The organism is Paractinoplanes toevensis (genome assembly GCF_018332695.1).
GTDB lineage: Bacteria > Actinomycetota > Actinomycetes > Mycobacteriales > Micromonosporaceae > Actinoplanes > Actinoplanes toevensis.
This window is the reverse complement of record NZ_BOQN01000010.1, coordinates 148,300-162,328: the sequence shown is the minus strand read 5'-3', so window position 1 is coordinate 162,328 and position 14,029 is coordinate 148,300. Positions and strand designations below refer to the sequence as shown.

Here is a 14,029-nt window from a genome sequence, read left to right as displayed (position 1 = left end):
GGGCGCTGCAGCGGACATCGCGGTCATTCAGTCGCGCACGCCGTAGAGGTGTTTCGCGGTTGTTCGGTCGCGGGTGCCGTAGTTCGCGTGTCGCGGTCGTTCAGTCGCGGACGTAGTGGTGGCCGTTGGTGTCGTCGAAGTGGCCACCGGGGCGGCAGCATCGGCGGAAATCGCCGCCCGGAACCGCAGGGGCATGGGTCGTTGCCGCCGAGTTTCTCTACCAGTTCCTCGCCGCGCACCTTCCGGACGCCGCGTTTGACCTGCGTCTCGCTAGAGGGAACCCCCGGCGGCGCTTGCTGGTCGGCTCAAAAGGACGCCGCGGCGTCGTGGTCGAATCGCATGACTGCCTCCTCGGTCGGTGACGAGCGAGCAGACCGTAGCGAACCGCTCTCGACCGCCGCGACGGGTTTTCCGCCGGGCCGCAGGGTGATCTCGTTCGACGCGGCCGGCGATTCGCGCGAAAGGCGCGCTGCGGCCTTGCGTGGCAATGGGTCGCGTTGCGCGGCGGGAAGTGTGCCGGTTTGGCGGGGGAGGGGTCGCCTCGTACTTGAAGGATCTTTGTTTATAGGAGGGATTGGGCGCGCTCGACCAGGAGGGGTAGCAGGTCGATTCGCCAGGTGAGCAGGTGGACGTGGCCGCTGGAGGCGCCGCCGTGGGCGAACTCGGCGCGGTAGACCGAGGGCTCCAACTCGGAGAACAGGTCGACGCCGACGATGCGGTTGAAGGCGGTGTAGAGCATCGCCTCGACCTCGCCCAGGGTCGGCGGCAGGTAGGTGTCACCCAGGTGATCGCGCATCGCCTGCCACACCCAGGGATCCCCGCGCAGGCCCCACACCTGGGGCTCGGGATCGAAGAGGTCGGCCACCGTCTTCATGAGATCAGTTTGACTCCCCGCGCGGAGGTCCGCACGCCGGCGGATGAAGCAAACCTTAAATAGATTTGCATCGCTTGCGGGGATTGCGGTGGGGCGGCCTAGCGTCGATTTGTCCTCGGCGTCCGAAACAACCGGCGCGTCCGAAACAACCGCAAGGAGGCACTGTGCTCCGTTCCCTCCGCCTCGCCCTCGGGGCGTTCATCGTCGCGCTGACGCTGGTGTTCACCGCCGGCGCCGCCAACGCGGCCGTCTGGTCCTCGACCGACCGCTGGGGTACCTGGTCCAGCGGTGGTTACACGCTGTACAACAACGTCTGGGGGTCCGGTTACGGTCCGCAGACGATCTGGGCCAACTCCACCAGCAACTGGGGAGTCTGGGCCAACCACCCGAACACCGGCGGAATCAAGTCGTATCCGAACGCGACCCGCTACATCGGCCGGACGGTCAGCTCGCTGGGCACCGTGACCAGCAGTTTCAACGTGACCGTGCCGACCAGCGGGGTGGCGTTCACGACGGCCTACGACATCTGGTCGTCGGACAACGCGCACGAGATCATGCTGTGGATGAACTACTACGGCGCGGTCGGGCCGCTGGGCACACTGCAGACCACGGCCACCGTGGGTGGGCACACCTGGCGGATCTACCGCGGTTCGAACGGGTCGAACAACGTCTACTCGTTCGTCCGGACCAGTAACACCAGCTCCGGCACGGTGAACGTCGCGCAGATCGCGCAGTGGATCCGGTCGGCCGGCTGGTTCGGCAATGTCACGATCGGTAACGTCCAGTTCGGATACGAGATCACGTCGGCCTCGGGCGGCAAGGACTTCGTCACGAACTCGTTCTCGGTCACCGGCTGAGGGTTGCCGGCGGGCGCGGGGGCGTGGGAACCCCGTGCCCGAATGAGGTCTGCTCCACGCCCTGTCCTCACGGTGAGTCCACAAGATCGGGTGCGGGCCCGCCCGCAGCCGGCGCGCGGACACCGTTAACAACCGCAACCACCCCCGACCGCCGCCACCCCGCGACCAGTCTGCAACACCGGCACGTGCCGCGACTCTCGCGCAACCACACAGCCCTACCCGGCCCGGCCCTACCCGCCGCTCGGCCCGGAGGGGTTCTGCGGGTATCCGGCCCGCGGTCACGCGGTCGATGCCCTGCCGTGGCGCCCGGCATCGCAGATCTTGTGGAGTTGCCGCTCTGTCCGCGCGAAAAGTCCACAAGGTCGCGTCCGGTTGAGTGCCGACGTCGGACATAAGCGGTATGTCATGTTCTTCTGACCGCTGGGTGGCCCAGGGTGTGGAAGCGCTGCTCATCAGGCGGATGGGGGACAACTATCCGGTGTCCGAGAGCTGGCGACTCCCTGCGGGAGGTCGATGGCACTGTTCGGTGGGCCGGTTGGGGTGGCGAGCTTGGGCCGGGCCCGCCCGCAGCGGGCGCGCGGAGGGTGAGTTGCACCTGCCGGACCGCGTGCCACGGGACTGAGCCGGCGCGTACCCAAAGATCTTCCGCTCGAAAGCGTCCCGCCCTCCGTTTCAAGGACGCCTGGGCTGGGTCCCGTCCTTTTCTGGAATTGGCGGGACCCCGGCTCGAGAAGATCTCTAGACGGTGACGGCGGGGACCGCGGCGGTCAGTGACCAGTCGTGGCTGATGTCGGCGGCGGCCCGGAGCAGTTTCGGGAGGTGCTCCTCCAGCAGGGTCTCCACCGTCGTCTCGGCGGCGTGGACGGTGACGTTGATGGCGGCCACCACGTTGCCGTCGCCGTCGCGCACGCCGGTGGCGATCGAACGCACCCCCGGCGCCAGGTCTTGGTCGGCCAGGGCCCAGCCCTTGGCGCGGACCTCGCGCAGGGACGCCTCCAGCTCGGTGGCCGACGGCTGCCAGCGCGGGGTGATGCCGGAGCGGGACGCCTCCTCCACGACCTTCAGCAGCGTCGTCGGTGGGAGAGCCGCCAGCAGCACCTTGCCCATGCTCGTGGCGGGGGCCGGGAAGCGGGTGCCGATGGTGACCGACAGGGTGACGATCTTCGGTACGGCCACCCGCGCCACGTAGACGATGTCGGCCCCGTCGAGCTGGGCCATCGACGTGGACTCGTTGGTCTGGGCGACCAGTTTCTCCATGTGCGGGCGGGCCACCTCCCACATGCTCAGCGAGTTGACGTATGCCATGCCCAGCTCCAGGACGCGCGGGGTCAACGCGTAACCCCGCGCGGCCTGGCGGACGTAGCCCAGCGCCTCGAGCGTGATCAGGATGCGGCGGACCGTGGGGCGGGCGAGGCCGGTGCGGCCGGCGATCTCGCTGAGGGTCATGGCCGGCGTGCCCGGCCGGAAGGAGCGCAGGACGTCGAGGCCGCGCGCGAGGGCCTCGATGAAGTCGGGCCCGGCGCCCCTCCCAGTGTCGGTCATGACCTCATGCTTTCATTGCTTTTACTTCGTGTACTGATAGGGGTTGTGGAGAATCCGCGCCTCGGGGATCTCCGGGTTCATGCCCCGCTGCCAGAGGTCTTCGCCCATGGTCTCGCGCAGATGGTCGACCGTGGCACCGACCTTGGCCCGGGCCGCGGCCAGATCGACGCCGACCAGCTTGCCGTCCTGCTTGACCACCTTGCCGCCGACCAGCACGGTGTGCACGTCGCCGCGCTGCGCCTGGTAGACGACGTGGCCGTAGGGGTGCAGCACCGGGAACATGGCCGGGGACGCGTCGTTCTTGATCAGCACCACGTCGGCCTTGCGGCCGGGGGTGAGCGCGCCGATCTCCGAGTCCATCCCGAGGGCCTTGGCGCCGCCCCGGGTGGCCCAGTCGACGACCTGCTCGGCGCGCAGGTGGTGGTGAGTGATCGTCTCCTTGGCGGCGTGTGCCTCGAGGTGCTCGCGGGAACGGTCGGCCGACAGCGTGGTGCGCATCGCCGAGAACAGGTCGCCGCTCCACCACACGCTGGTGTCCATGGACAGCGACACCGGGATGTCGTGCTTGCGCAGCATCCAGGTGGGCGGGTAGCCCTGGCCGGCGCTCTGCTCGCTCTCGGTGGAGACCGAGACCGAGCCGCCGGTGGCGGCGATCCGATGGTACGAATCGCTGCTCAAGGTGGCCGCGTGCACGTAGACGGTGCCGGGGGTCATGAACCCGTTCTCATACATCAGGCGGATGCCGTCGTCGTTGGTGGCGCCCCAGACGCCGGCGTGCGTGGTGACCTTGACGCCCAGGTCGCGAGCCACCTCGAAGGCGGCTTTCTCCTGGAACGCCGGGTCGCCGGGGATGTCGAAGGCCAGCTGGAAACCGGCCAGCTTGCCGCCGTCGATGCGGCGGCGGTAGAAGTCGCGGAACTCGGGCGTGGTCGACCACTGCCACGGGCCCTGCTGGATGTTGCCGTAGGCCAGGACGAACCGGCCGGGCACCGCCTCGAGCGCGTCGACCGCCGCGTCGGCGTGGTCGGTGGTCTGCAGGCCGTGTGACCAGTCGACGGTGGTGGTGACGCCGGAGTCGATGGCCTCGATCGCGCCGAGCAGGTTGCCGGCGTGCACGTCCTCGGGGCGGAACAGCTTGCCGGACTCCAGGTAATACCAGACGAAATACTGCGTGAGGGTCCAGTCGGCGCCGTATCCGCGCATGGCGGTCTGCCACATATGCCGGTGCGTGTCGACCATGCCGGGCATGATGATGCCGTCGGTGGCGTCGATCTCGAGGGCGCCGTCGGGGGCGGCCAGATTGTGCCCGACCTCGGCGATCCGGTCGCCGATGACCAGCACGTCGGTGCCCGAGAGCACCGTGCGCGAGTCGTCCATCGTCAAAACGAGGCCGTTGCGGAGGACCACCGGCCGGTCGCTGTCGCTCATCGCCCATCCTTTCAGAGCTTCCGCGGTTTCTGATCTTCTGTTTTCGGACCACTGTCCGCTGGGCGGGCAGGGCGACTGGCGTCAGTGTGCTCCCGGTCACCTGCAGGGTCAATAGTGTGTTTCGGCGGGATTAACCGCCCATTGACAGGCCCGCTGTGGGGGCGGAAGCTGTTTCAGCGGACAGGTGTCCGTAGAACGGGCGGTGATGATGACGCAGGGCCCTCTGCACGGTCTGCTGGTGGCGGATTTCTCCCGGATCCTGGCCGGGCCGTATGCGACGATGCTGCTCGCCGACCTCGGCGCGCAGGTGATCAAGGTGGAAGGGCCGGGTGGGGACGACACCCGCACCTGGATGCCGCCCACCCGCGACGGTGTCTCGACCTACTATCTGGGCATCAACCGCAACAAGCGGTCCATCGCCCTGAACCTGAAGGATCCGGACGACCAGGCGGTGGCGCGTGCGCTCGCCGGCCGGGCGGACATCATGATCGAGAACTTCAAGCCGGGCGGCTTGGCTCGGTTCGGTCTTGACTTCGACTCGGTCCTCGCCGAAAACCCGAAGATCATCTACGCCAGCATCAGCGGCTTCGGCTCCGGCGCGGGGGCGAACCTCCCGGGGTACGACCTGATGGTGCAGGCCATCTCGGGCCTCATGAGCCTCACCGGTGACCCGGACGGATCGCCGTTCCGGGCCGGGATCTCGGTCTTCGACGTGATGGCCGGCATGCACGCGACCATCGGCATCCTGGCCGCCCTGCGGCACCGCAGCGAGACCGGGCGCGGTCAGCACGTCGAGGTCAACCTGCTCAGCTCGGCCCTGTCCGGCCTGGTAAACCACTCGAGTGGCTATGTCGCCGGCGGCACGATCCCGTTCCGGATGGGCAACGCGCATCCCAGCCTCTTCCCGTACGAGCCGCTGCCGTGTGCCGACGGTGAGCTGATCGTGATCGCCGGGAACGACGGGCAGTTCCGCAAGCTGTGCCAGGTGCTCGATCTGCCGGAGCTGCCGGACGATCCGCGTTTCGGCCGTAACCAGGACCGTACGGCGAATCGTGAGGAATTGCGGCCGATCCTGGTCGATCGGCTCAGCAAGCGGACCAAGGACGAGTGGTTCCGTGACCTGCTCGCGGCCGGGGTGCCCTGCGCGCCGATCAACACGATCGACGGCGGCGTGGCCTTCGCCGACGAGCTGGGCCTGGAACCGGTTATCGACGCCGGTGGGGTGCCGGCGGTCCGTAACCCGATCACGTTTTCCGAGACCCCGCCGGCGTACGAGTTGCCGCCGCCCGGTCTGGACGAGCACGGCGAGGAGATCCGCGCGTGGCTGAAGAGTTGAGTTTTCCCACCGGCCTGGGCACCTCCACCCCGGAGACGATCTCCCTGCTGGGTAAGGACCTCGCGGCCGACCTGATGGGCAAGGTCGGCTTCGGTGAGTTGGCGTTCTGGCTCGTTGCCGGGCGCCGGCCGTCGTCCTCGGAGGTGCGGCTGTTCGAGGCGGTGCTGGTCGCACTGGCCGATCACGGCTTCACACCCACCGCGATCGCGGCCCGCCTGACGTACCTGTCGGCGCCCGACTCGTTGCAGGGAGCCCTGGCCGCCGGTCTTCTCGGTGGCGGTTCCCGCTTCCTCGGCGTCACCGAGGACTGCGGGCGTTTTCTCGCCGACACGCTGGTCGCGGCCGGCACCGAGCGCGACTACGACGTGATCGCGCTGGCGGCGGTCAAGAAGGCCCGGGAGCAGAAGAAGTTCATCCCCGGCCTCGGCCACCCGGTGCACAAGGAGCAGGACCCGCGCACCCCGGTGCTGATCGCGATCGCCGAGGAGGAGGGCCTGCGCGGCCCGCACCTGCGGTTGTTCGAGGCGATCGGCCGGGTGCACCCGCAGGTGCTCGGCAAGACGCTGCCGCTCAACGGCGCCGGCGTCTGCGGCGCGGCGCTGGCCGACCTGGGCCTGCCGACCGACCTGCTGCGCGGGTTCGCCCTGCTGGCGCGGGCCGCCGGCCTGCTCGGGCAGCTGGCCGAGGAACGCCGCCGGCCGATCGCCAACGACATCTATCTCACCGTCGATCGCAACGCCGTCTACGAACCCCGGGAGGACTGACTATGGCCAGCATCGTCGCGGTCATCGCCTCGACTCACCATCCCTTCTACTACCGGGCCAGCACATCCACCGGCGAGGACCGTCCACCCTTCGCCGACGAGTGGGTCCGGAAGATCACCGCCTTCCGGGAGACCCTGACCCGGGCCAATCCCGACGTTCTGGTGATGGTCGGCTCGGACCACTTCCACCAGCTGTGGCTGGACAACATGCCGCAGTTCCTGGTCGGCAAGGCGCCGTTCTACGACGCCAACTGGTACAACGAGGAGCGCGAGTTCGGCCTGCCGAAGATGCTGCTCAAGGGCCAGGAAGACCTGTCCGCGCACATCCTGCGGTCTGGCCTCGACGCGGGCTTCGACCTGGCGTTCAGCAACGAGCTGCGGATCGACCACAGTGTCACCTGCCCGATCATCACGCTGCGCCCCGAGGCCGACCTGCCGATCGTGCCGATCTACACGAACATCTTCGCGCCGCCGCTGCCGCAGCCGTCCCGGTTCGTGCAGCTGGGCGAGGCGATCCGCAAGATCGTGGAGGAGTGGCCGTCGCACCTGCGGGTCGCGATCATCGGCACCGGGCACCTCTCGCTCGAACTCGGCGGGCCGCGGCAGTTCGGGCCGCAGGGGCCGGACCCGGAGTTCGACCGCAGGGCCGTCGAGTGGATCGCCGGCGGTGACCTCGACAGCTGCCTGCGCGAGGTGTCGCTGGAAAGCCTGCATTCACCGGGCAACGCTACCCACGGCTTCATGGACTTCATGCTGATGATGGGCGTGGCCGGGGCCGGGGCGAAGGCCGACCACGTGGACACGCTCGACCTGTTCCACACCATGGAGGCGTACTTCACCTGGTACCCGAACGGAGCGCCGGCATGAGCAAGTACCTGCTGAACAAGTTCCTGTACACGGTGGACCGCGACCCTACGCTGGTGGAGCGCTATCGGGAGGAACCCCGCGAGATGGTCACGTGGTGGGAGTCCACGCTGGCGAACTCGGTGCTCAACTGCCACGGTGGGGAAGCGTCCACCTGGCTGGCGTTCACCGACGAGGAGCGGGAAGCGCTGATCGGGCACGATCACTGCAAGCTCTTCGAGCTGGGCGCACACCCGTTCCTCACGCTGACGCTGTTCATCGCGATGTTCGAACGGGACAACACCGAGCCACTGGAATATCAGAAGGCGTACGGCGCGCGGATGGCGCACTTCTCGATGCCGTACCCGGACATCGCGACATGATCCCCGCGGCCGTGCTGCGCGTCTGCGGCCGGCCACCGTCGCTGGAGAAGCGACGGCCGCCTGTGCCGGGCGCCGGCGAGGTGCCGATCACCGTGGCGGCGGCGCCGATCACCCCGCTGGACCTGCTGTGTGCCTCCGGCACCAGCTATTTCGGTACGCCGGCCACGCCGTACGTGCCGGGTGTGCAGGGCGTGGGCTACCGCGACGACGGCACGCCGGTCTGGTTCGCCACCTCGGCCGGCATGCGCCCGGGCGACGGCAGCATGACCGCCGCCGTCTCGGTGCCGTACGTCGACGTGGTGCCGTTGCCGCGCGGCGTGCCGTTGCCGTTGATCGCGGCGCTGGGCCTGTCCGCCGTGGCGGCGCACTCGGCGCTGACCCGGACCGGCGGGCTCACCCCCGGCGAGACCGTGGTGGTGCTCGGCGCCGGCGGGGTGGTCGGACAGGCCGCGATCCAGCTGGCCCGGCTCTGCGGCGCGGGCCGGGTGATCGCCGTGTGCCGTGCGGCGGACGCCCTCGACCGCGCGGTCCGGCTCGGTGCCGACGCGGCCGTCCCGCTGCTGCCCGACGACGAGCCGATGACGCTGGCCGACCGGCTGCGCGACGCCTCCGGCCCGGCCGACCTGGTGCTCGACCCGGTGTTCGGGGTGCCGGCCGCGGCCGCGCTGCGGGTGCTGCGGCCCGGCGGCCGGCTGGTCAACCTGGGCAGCTCGGCGTCGCCGACCGCGCCGATCGACTCGGCCACCCTGCGCAGCGGCTCGCTGCACGTGCTCGGCTATACCAACAACGCGCTGTCCACGGCGCAGCGGGCGGAGTCGCTGATCGAGGTGGCCGGGCACGCGGCGGCCGGCCGGCTCACCGTGGCGCACGAGGTGGTGCCGTTCGCCGACGTCGCCGAGGCGTGGTCGCGCCAGGTGGCCGGCGACACCGAGGGCCGGATCGTCCTGATCCTTTAGCGGGCCTCAGAAGGGCTGGATCACCAGCTCGGAGAGGTGGGCCGGGCTGGTGATCGCGTCCATCGCGGTGATCCGGCCGTGGTCGACGGTGATCCGGGTGACCACCTTGACCTGGTCGTCGACGATCACCGCGAAGCCGATCGCGCCGTCGATCAGGGCGGTGCGGGCGGCCCGGGCGCGGCCGGTGAAGAACCGGGCGACGGCGTCGGCGCCCCGGTTCTGGACGACCCGGTCGACACGCATCTCGACGTCCGGGTCGAGCAGGGCGAGCAGGGTGCCCAGTTCGCCGCCGCGGGACGCGGTCAGGAACGCGTCGACCACGTGCCGGTCGGCCGGTGCGTCGTTCTCCGGCGGCGTGGCCCGCACGCGGCGGCGGGCCCGGCTGGCCAGTTGCCGGGCGGCGTCCGGTGAGCGGCCGACGATCGGCGCGATCTCCTCGAACGAGACGGCGAACAGGTCGTGCAGCACGAACGCGAGCCGTTCGGCCGGGGTGAGTGTCTCCAGCACCACCAGCAGCGCGAGCCCGACCGAGTCGGCCAGCAGCGCCCGCTGCTCCGGATCGTCGCCGGTGGCGGGCGGCTCCGCCGAGAACTCGTCCTCGCGGCGGGCGGTGCGTTGCCGCAGCAGGTCGAGACACACCCGGCCGACCACCGTCGTCAGCCACGCACTGAGGTTGTCCACGCTGTCGTCGCCGGTGCGGCTGAGTCGCAGCCACGCCTCCTGCACCGCGTCGTCGGCCTCGGCCGGCGAGCCGAGCATCCGCAGCGCCACCGCACGCAGCCGGGGCCGGTTCTCCTCGAAGCGTGCTGCGAGTTCGTTTTGTGTCCTATGCCACATTGGTCACATTCGCCTTCCTGGGTTCGTCACCCCTTCGACGGATGAGAACGCGCCGATGTGACGGCGTCGGAAGGAGCACATCATGCAGGCTCGGATCGAGAACCCGGCGTACCTGCTGCCGGAGTCCGTGAAGGCGATCAACCTGCTCTACAAGGAGGCCCACTCGGCCGGTGTCGAGCCGGCCACCCTGGAGCTGGTGCACCTGCGGGCCAGCCAGATCAACGGGTGCAGCCCGTGCGTCGACTCGGGTGCCCGCACCGCCCGCAAGAACGGCGAGACCGAAGAACGGCTGTTCGCGGTGGCCGTGTGGCGGGAGACGCCGTACTTCACCGAGGCCGAGCGGGCCGCCCTCGCCCTGGCCGAGGCGGCCACCCGGCTGGCCGACCGGCCCGACCCGGTGCCGGACGACATCTGGGCCGCGGCCGCCGCGCACTACGACGAGAAGCAACTCGCGGCCATCGTGCTGTGGATCGCCACCACCAACTTCTTCAACCGGATCAACGCGGCCACCAAGCAGCCCGCTCCGCAGAATTGGGGATGAGGTCGCGTCGCCACGTGACTAGCATCCCCGGCATGACGGGGATTGATACGCCTACACCGGCACCGCGCGTGGTGCGGGCGGCGGCCTGGCTGACGCTGACATTGGCGCCGGCCGGGCTGCTGCTCGTGCTCGACGGCATCCTGGAACTGCGATGGTGGGGCAGCGACGAGTCGAAACACCTGCTCGCGCTGCTCGACAACCTCAACACCGAGTACGGCATCGAACCGCCCGCCCTGCTGCGCGGCCGGGAGGGCGCCGTCGAGCTGGTCGTCCTCGGGATCCTCTGCCTCGGCTACGCCGCTCTGGGGGTCTGGCTGCTGCGCGGCCGGCTCTGGGCCCGCACCTGGGCGATCGGGGCCGGAGTGCTGACTCTCCTGCTCGGAGTGATCGGCGTCGGCTCGGACGCCACCGAGTCGCACACCGTGGCCAACTATTTCGAGCAGCTGACGGGCTCGGCGATCGGCGATCGTGTCCCCGAGGTGCGGGAGCTGCTCTTTCCCGGGTGGTACCCGTGGGCCGAGGACATCATCCAGGGCGCGCAGGTGCTCCTGACGCTGGCCGCGCTCGTCGCGCTGGCGTCCGCGGTCATCTCGCACGGCGACTACTTCACCGGCGGCCGGGAAGCGGACGCCCCACCGGACGAGTGGGACTCCGCACTGTCCCGGGTGCGCGAGCAGTCCCGCCGGCAACGCGAGGCCGACTCCTGAGCGACCCGGCCGGCGGTCAGCGCCAGGGCACCCGGGGCTGTCCTCGGGTGCTCCCGGGCACCGTGGCGCGCCCGGTGAAGACGCTGGTCAAGCCGGGCGGGCCGGCCGGTGGGCGGGGGCGTCGCCGGCGGGCCGCCAGCAGGATGGCCAGCGCCACCGTGGTGGCCAGCGCGAGCGCGAGCAGCAGCGCCCGGATGAACGGCCGGCCCCGGTCCGCGGTTCCCGGGCCGGGCAGCACGGTCTCGGCGGTGAGGGTGCCGACGGTGATCGACACCCGTGCGGGCAGTGCTGCCGGGGTGGGGAAACGCACCAGGTAGCGGTCGCGGAGGGTGGACTCGACCTGATCGAGGGCGGGCACCACGACGGGCTCACCGACCGGGGCGAAGAAGCCGCCGGTGGCCGTGGCCGCCGCCGACCAGTAGTCGCCGGCCGCGGCCGTGCCGACCACGACGAGCAGCGTGCCGTCGCGGCGGAACTGCTCGGCGATCCGCCCGGCCTCCTCGTCGCCGGCGCCGGGCGCCGACGTGTACATCACCACCAGTCGTCGGCCCGGTGCGGCCGGCGGGAACTGGCCACGGGCCAGGGCGAGTGCCGCGGCGGTGTCCCGTTCGCCTTCGGGTCGCACCGTGGCGAGCGCCTCCACGACGCCGGACGGGCCGCGCTGCGGTGCGGTGAGCGCGGCGGCCGGCCGGCGGTCCGGGACCACCACGGCCTCGGTGCCGACCGGCGCCTCCAGGATGAAGCGGGCGGCCGCACTCAGCCAGGCCGGCAGCGTCCCGGCGCCGGCCGCGGCGGCGTCCACCACCAGCACCACGCTCAGACCCTCCGACATCACCGGCATCAGGTCGGCGTCCACAGCGCGACCGTCCACCTCGACCCGGGCCGCGCGCCGGTCGGCACCGGCGAGGGCGGCCAGGTCGACCACCGCCGTGGTCTCGCCCGCCCCGGAAAGCACCCCATCGACCGGCAGCGGCACCGTGGCGGCCGGTGGTGGGGCGGCGTGGGCCGGGGCGGCGCACGTCAGGGCCGCGGCCAGCGCGGCCAGGGCGGCGGCGACCCTATGCCGGGTCGGCGAACGCGATGACATTGTCCCGGTAGCTGCCGCGGGCCCGGTCGAAGCTGCCGCCGCAGGTGACCAGCCGGAGGGTCGGGTCGAGGGTGGGCGCGTAGACGACGTCGGTGGGGAACTCGACCTTCGGCACCCGGGACACGTGCGTGATCCGGAAGGCCGCGTAGGTGCCGTCGGAGCGGTCGATGCGGACGGTGGCGCCCGGTTGCACGGCGGCCAGGCCGATGAAGATGCCCGGGCCGGTCGTCGAGTCGACGTGGCCGAGGATCACGGCCGGGCCGGGCTGGCCGGGGCGGGGACCCTGGTCGTACCAGCCGGCGACGTCGGTGCGGTCCGGCACCGCGATCGTGCCGTCGGTCCGCAGGCCGAGACGCTGCACCTTGCTGTCGACGTGCAGCGCCGGGATGCGGAGCCGGACCGGCGCGGCGACGGCGTCGTAGGTGCGGTCCGCGTGAAAGGCGGGCCGCGGGTGGCCGGCCGCCGCCGCCTGGCCGGCGGGCGAGGGCTGTCGCGCGGGTGCCGGCCTGGTGCCCAGGCCGGCGAGCAGACCCAGGGTGAGTGCGGCAAGGGCCGAGATCCGGGCGTACGGCGGCATCAGCGGCCCGGTCCGGACGACGAGGAGCCGGGCAGGGACGACACGATCGCGGCCATCCCGCCGTGGCCGGTCTGTGCCCCGCCCCGGGGCAGCTTTGCCGCGACGCTCGCGCCGAACGCGTCGGCCATCGTCCGGGCCAGGTCGAACATCTCCTGGTAGGTCTGGTAGGCCACGTCGTGGGCGGTGGCGTAGTCCTTGGCCGCGTACGCGTCGGCGTGGCGCATCAGCATCATGTCGTGCTTCTGCAGCGCCGCCGTCAGCGCAGCGGTGCCGATTCGCTCGCCGGTCGCGCCGGACAGGAAGGCGCCCAGTCGCCGTTCGATGCCGGCCATCGCGGTGCTCGCGGTGTCCTGGTGGCCCTGGGCGTAGGCCACCAGCTGCTCGACGTGGTCGGCCCACAGCGCCTGGAACTGCCGGGCCGCCGCCGGGCCGAACAGCGTGTCCATCGCCGCGGCGAGATCCCGGGTGTTTCCGTTGATCATGTTGCCGGAGGCGGCGAAGTCGGGGGTTTCCGTCACGGCCGCCCGGGTCAGGTCCTCGACCAGCACGGCGTGCTCGGCCAGCAGCCTGCCCAGCTGGGACCGCAGCCGCCACAGCGGCTCGCGCAGGGTGGCGGCGTCGGCGGCGGGCAGCAGCGCCTCGGCGAGGGTGAGCCCGAGGTCGTACGTGTGCTGGTAGCCCATCCGGTAGAGGTCGTCGGCGGTGGCGTAGTCCCCGGCGGCGTACGCGTCGGCCTGCCCTGTCAGATGTCCGACATGCGCGACGACCGCCTGCCGGGCCGCCGCGGGGCGGAGCCGGCCCTGGGAGGCGCCCGCGAAGAAGTCGCCGAGCTCCACTTCGTACTCGGTGAGCTCGTGCAGGGCGTCACCCTTCGCCGTGTCGTCCCGGGCGGCGAGCGCCCCGGCGTACGCGAAGAGCTCGACGATGTGCTCTGACCAGAGTGGACTGAACTTTTCCGCGGTCCCGGTGCCGAACAGCTGCCCGACCAGGTCGGTCATGTCCTTGGTGTTGCGGCCCAGGGCGGTGTTGGCGGCCTGCACGAAGTCGTCGTCGCCGCGGATGCGGCTGCGCATCAGGTCGGCCGCGAGCACCGAGTGCTGCCCGAGGAGCGCCTCGAACCGGATCGCCAGGTCGGCGGGTGCGAGGGCGGTGTGCGCGACCGGCACCCGAGGGTGCACGGGCATGAGAAAGAGCAGGCCGGTGCAGAGGATCGGCAGCGCCCGCCAGAGCTGACCTTTTCCGCGTTTCCACATATGCGCGTCGCCAAGACCAGAGGATTTACGGATCAGAGGAAGTCA

16 protein-coding genes are annotated in these 14,029 nt (G+C 70.8%); 8 read left to right on the top strand and 8 right to left on the bottom strand.

What is annotated here, in order from left to right:
• Positions 1-23: 23 nt before the first annotated feature.
• The gene (locus Ato02nite_RS52940; RefSeq protein ID WP_213005020.1) at positions 24-239 is read right to left on the bottom strand and encodes an SEC-C metal-binding domain-containing protein; all 216 of its coding nucleotides are present in this window, start codon (positions 237-239) and stop codon (positions 24-26) included.
• A gap of 323 nt (positions 240-562) precedes the next feature.
• Positions 563-874, bottom strand: a complete 312-nt coding sequence (locus Ato02nite_RS04260; RefSeq protein WP_213005019.1) for a hypothetical protein — start codon at positions 872-874, stop codon at positions 563-565.
• 164 nt (positions 875-1,038) lie between these two features.
• On the opposite strand from Ato02nite_RS04260, the gene Ato02nite_RS04255 reads away from it, so the two are divergent.
• Positions 1,039-1,731: a GH12 family glycosyl hydrolase domain-containing protein gene (locus tag Ato02nite_RS04255; RefSeq protein ID WP_213005018.1), complete on the top strand. Its 693-nt coding sequence runs from the start codon at positions 1,039-1,041 to the stop codon at positions 1,729-1,731.
• Between the two features lie 738 nt (positions 1,732-2,469).
• Here Ato02nite_RS04255 and Ato02nite_RS04250 read toward each other — a convergent pair.
• Together Ato02nite_RS04250 and Ato02nite_RS04245 are read right to left on the bottom strand one after the other, a co-directional pair.
• Positions 2,470-3,273, bottom strand: a complete 804-nt coding sequence (locus tag Ato02nite_RS04250) for an IclR family transcriptional regulator domain-containing protein (protein ID WP_213005017.1) — start codon at positions 3,271-3,273, stop codon at positions 2,470-2,472.
• 21 nt (positions 3,274-3,294) lie between these two features.
• Positions 3,295-4,701 (bottom strand): amidohydrolase family protein, encoded by a 1,407-nt coding sequence (locus Ato02nite_RS04245; RefSeq protein ID WP_213005016.1) that lies wholly within the window; start codon positions 4,699-4,701, stop codon positions 3,295-3,297.
• A gap of 208 nt (positions 4,702-4,909) precedes the next feature.
• Between Ato02nite_RS04245 and Ato02nite_RS04240 the strand changes: the two genes are divergently transcribed.
• From Ato02nite_RS04240 to Ato02nite_RS04220, 5 genes are read left to right on the top strand one after another with little or no spacing between them, the layout of a single operon-like run.
• On the top strand, positions 4,910-6,037 hold the full coding sequence (locus Ato02nite_RS04240) for a CaiB/BaiF CoA transferase family protein (protein WP_213005015.1): 1,128 nt from the start codon (positions 4,910-4,912) through the stop codon (positions 6,035-6,037).
• Positions 6,022-6,801, top strand: coding sequence for a citryl-CoA lyase (locus tag Ato02nite_RS04235; RefSeq protein WP_213005014.1), 780 nt, complete (start codon positions 6,022-6,024; stop codon positions 6,799-6,801). The genes Ato02nite_RS04240 and Ato02nite_RS04235 overlap by 16 nt, the downstream gene beginning before the upstream one ends.
• Positions 6,802-6,803: 2 nt before the next feature.
• The gene (locus Ato02nite_RS04230; protein ID WP_213005013.1) at positions 6,804-7,667 is read left to right on the top strand and encodes a DODA-type extradiol aromatic ring-opening family dioxygenase; all 864 of its coding nucleotides are present in this window, start codon (positions 6,804-6,806) and stop codon (positions 7,665-7,667) included.
• Positions 7,664-8,026 carry a hypothetical protein gene (locus Ato02nite_RS04225; protein WP_213005012.1) on the top strand — a complete coding sequence of 121 codons (363 nt, stop codon included), beginning with the start codon at positions 7,664-7,666 and terminating at the stop codon, positions 8,024-8,026. Before Ato02nite_RS04230 ends, Ato02nite_RS04225 begins: the two co-directional genes overlap by 4 nt.
• Positions 8,023-8,982 carry a quinone oxidoreductase family protein gene (locus Ato02nite_RS04220; RefSeq protein WP_213005011.1) on the top strand — a complete coding sequence of 320 codons (960 nt, stop codon included), beginning with the start codon at positions 8,023-8,025 and terminating at the stop codon, positions 8,980-8,982. Before Ato02nite_RS04225 ends, Ato02nite_RS04220 begins: the two co-directional genes overlap by 4 nt.
• Positions 8,983-8,988: 6 nt before the next feature.
• Here Ato02nite_RS04220 and Ato02nite_RS04215 read toward each other — a convergent pair whose 3' ends face one another.
• Complete coding sequence (locus Ato02nite_RS04215; protein WP_213005010.1) at positions 8,989-9,819, bottom strand: sigma-70 family RNA polymerase sigma factor; 831 nt, start codon at positions 9,817-9,819, stop codon at positions 8,989-8,991.
• Between the two features lie 82 nt (positions 9,820-9,901).
• Here Ato02nite_RS04215 and Ato02nite_RS04210 point away from each other — a divergent pair, with 82 nt between their 5' ends.
• Both Ato02nite_RS04210 and Ato02nite_RS04205 read left to right on the top strand, forming a co-directional pair.
• Complete coding sequence (locus Ato02nite_RS04210) at positions 9,902-10,360, top strand: carboxymuconolactone decarboxylase family protein (RefSeq protein WP_213005009.1); 459 nt, start codon at positions 9,902-9,904, stop codon at positions 10,358-10,360.
• Between the two features lie 32 nt (positions 10,361-10,392).
• The gene (locus Ato02nite_RS04205) at positions 10,393-11,067 is read left to right on the top strand and encodes a hypothetical protein (protein ID WP_213005008.1); all 675 of its coding nucleotides are present in this window, start codon (positions 10,393-10,395) and stop codon (positions 11,065-11,067) included.
• A 16-nt stretch (positions 11,068-11,083) separates the two neighbouring features.
• On the opposite strand, the gene Ato02nite_RS04200 is transcribed toward Ato02nite_RS04205, so the two are convergent.
• From Ato02nite_RS04200 to Ato02nite_RS04190, 3 genes are read right to left on the bottom strand one after another with little or no spacing between them, the layout of a single operon-like run.
• Positions 11,084-12,154: a hypothetical protein gene (locus Ato02nite_RS04200; RefSeq protein WP_213005007.1), complete on the bottom strand. Its 1,071-nt coding sequence runs from the start codon at positions 12,152-12,154 to the stop codon at positions 11,084-11,086.
• Complete coding sequence (locus Ato02nite_RS04195; RefSeq protein WP_213005006.1) at positions 12,126-12,731, bottom strand: class F sortase; 606 nt, start codon at positions 12,729-12,731, stop codon at positions 12,126-12,128. Before Ato02nite_RS04195 ends, Ato02nite_RS04200 begins: the two co-directional genes overlap by 29 nt.
• Positions 12,731-13,984, bottom strand: a complete 1,254-nt coding sequence (locus tag Ato02nite_RS04190; protein WP_246606056.1) for a hypothetical protein — start codon at positions 13,982-13,984, stop codon at positions 12,731-12,733. Before Ato02nite_RS04190 ends, Ato02nite_RS04195 begins: the two co-directional genes overlap by 1 nt.
• Positions 13,985-14,029: the final 45 nt, after the last annotated feature.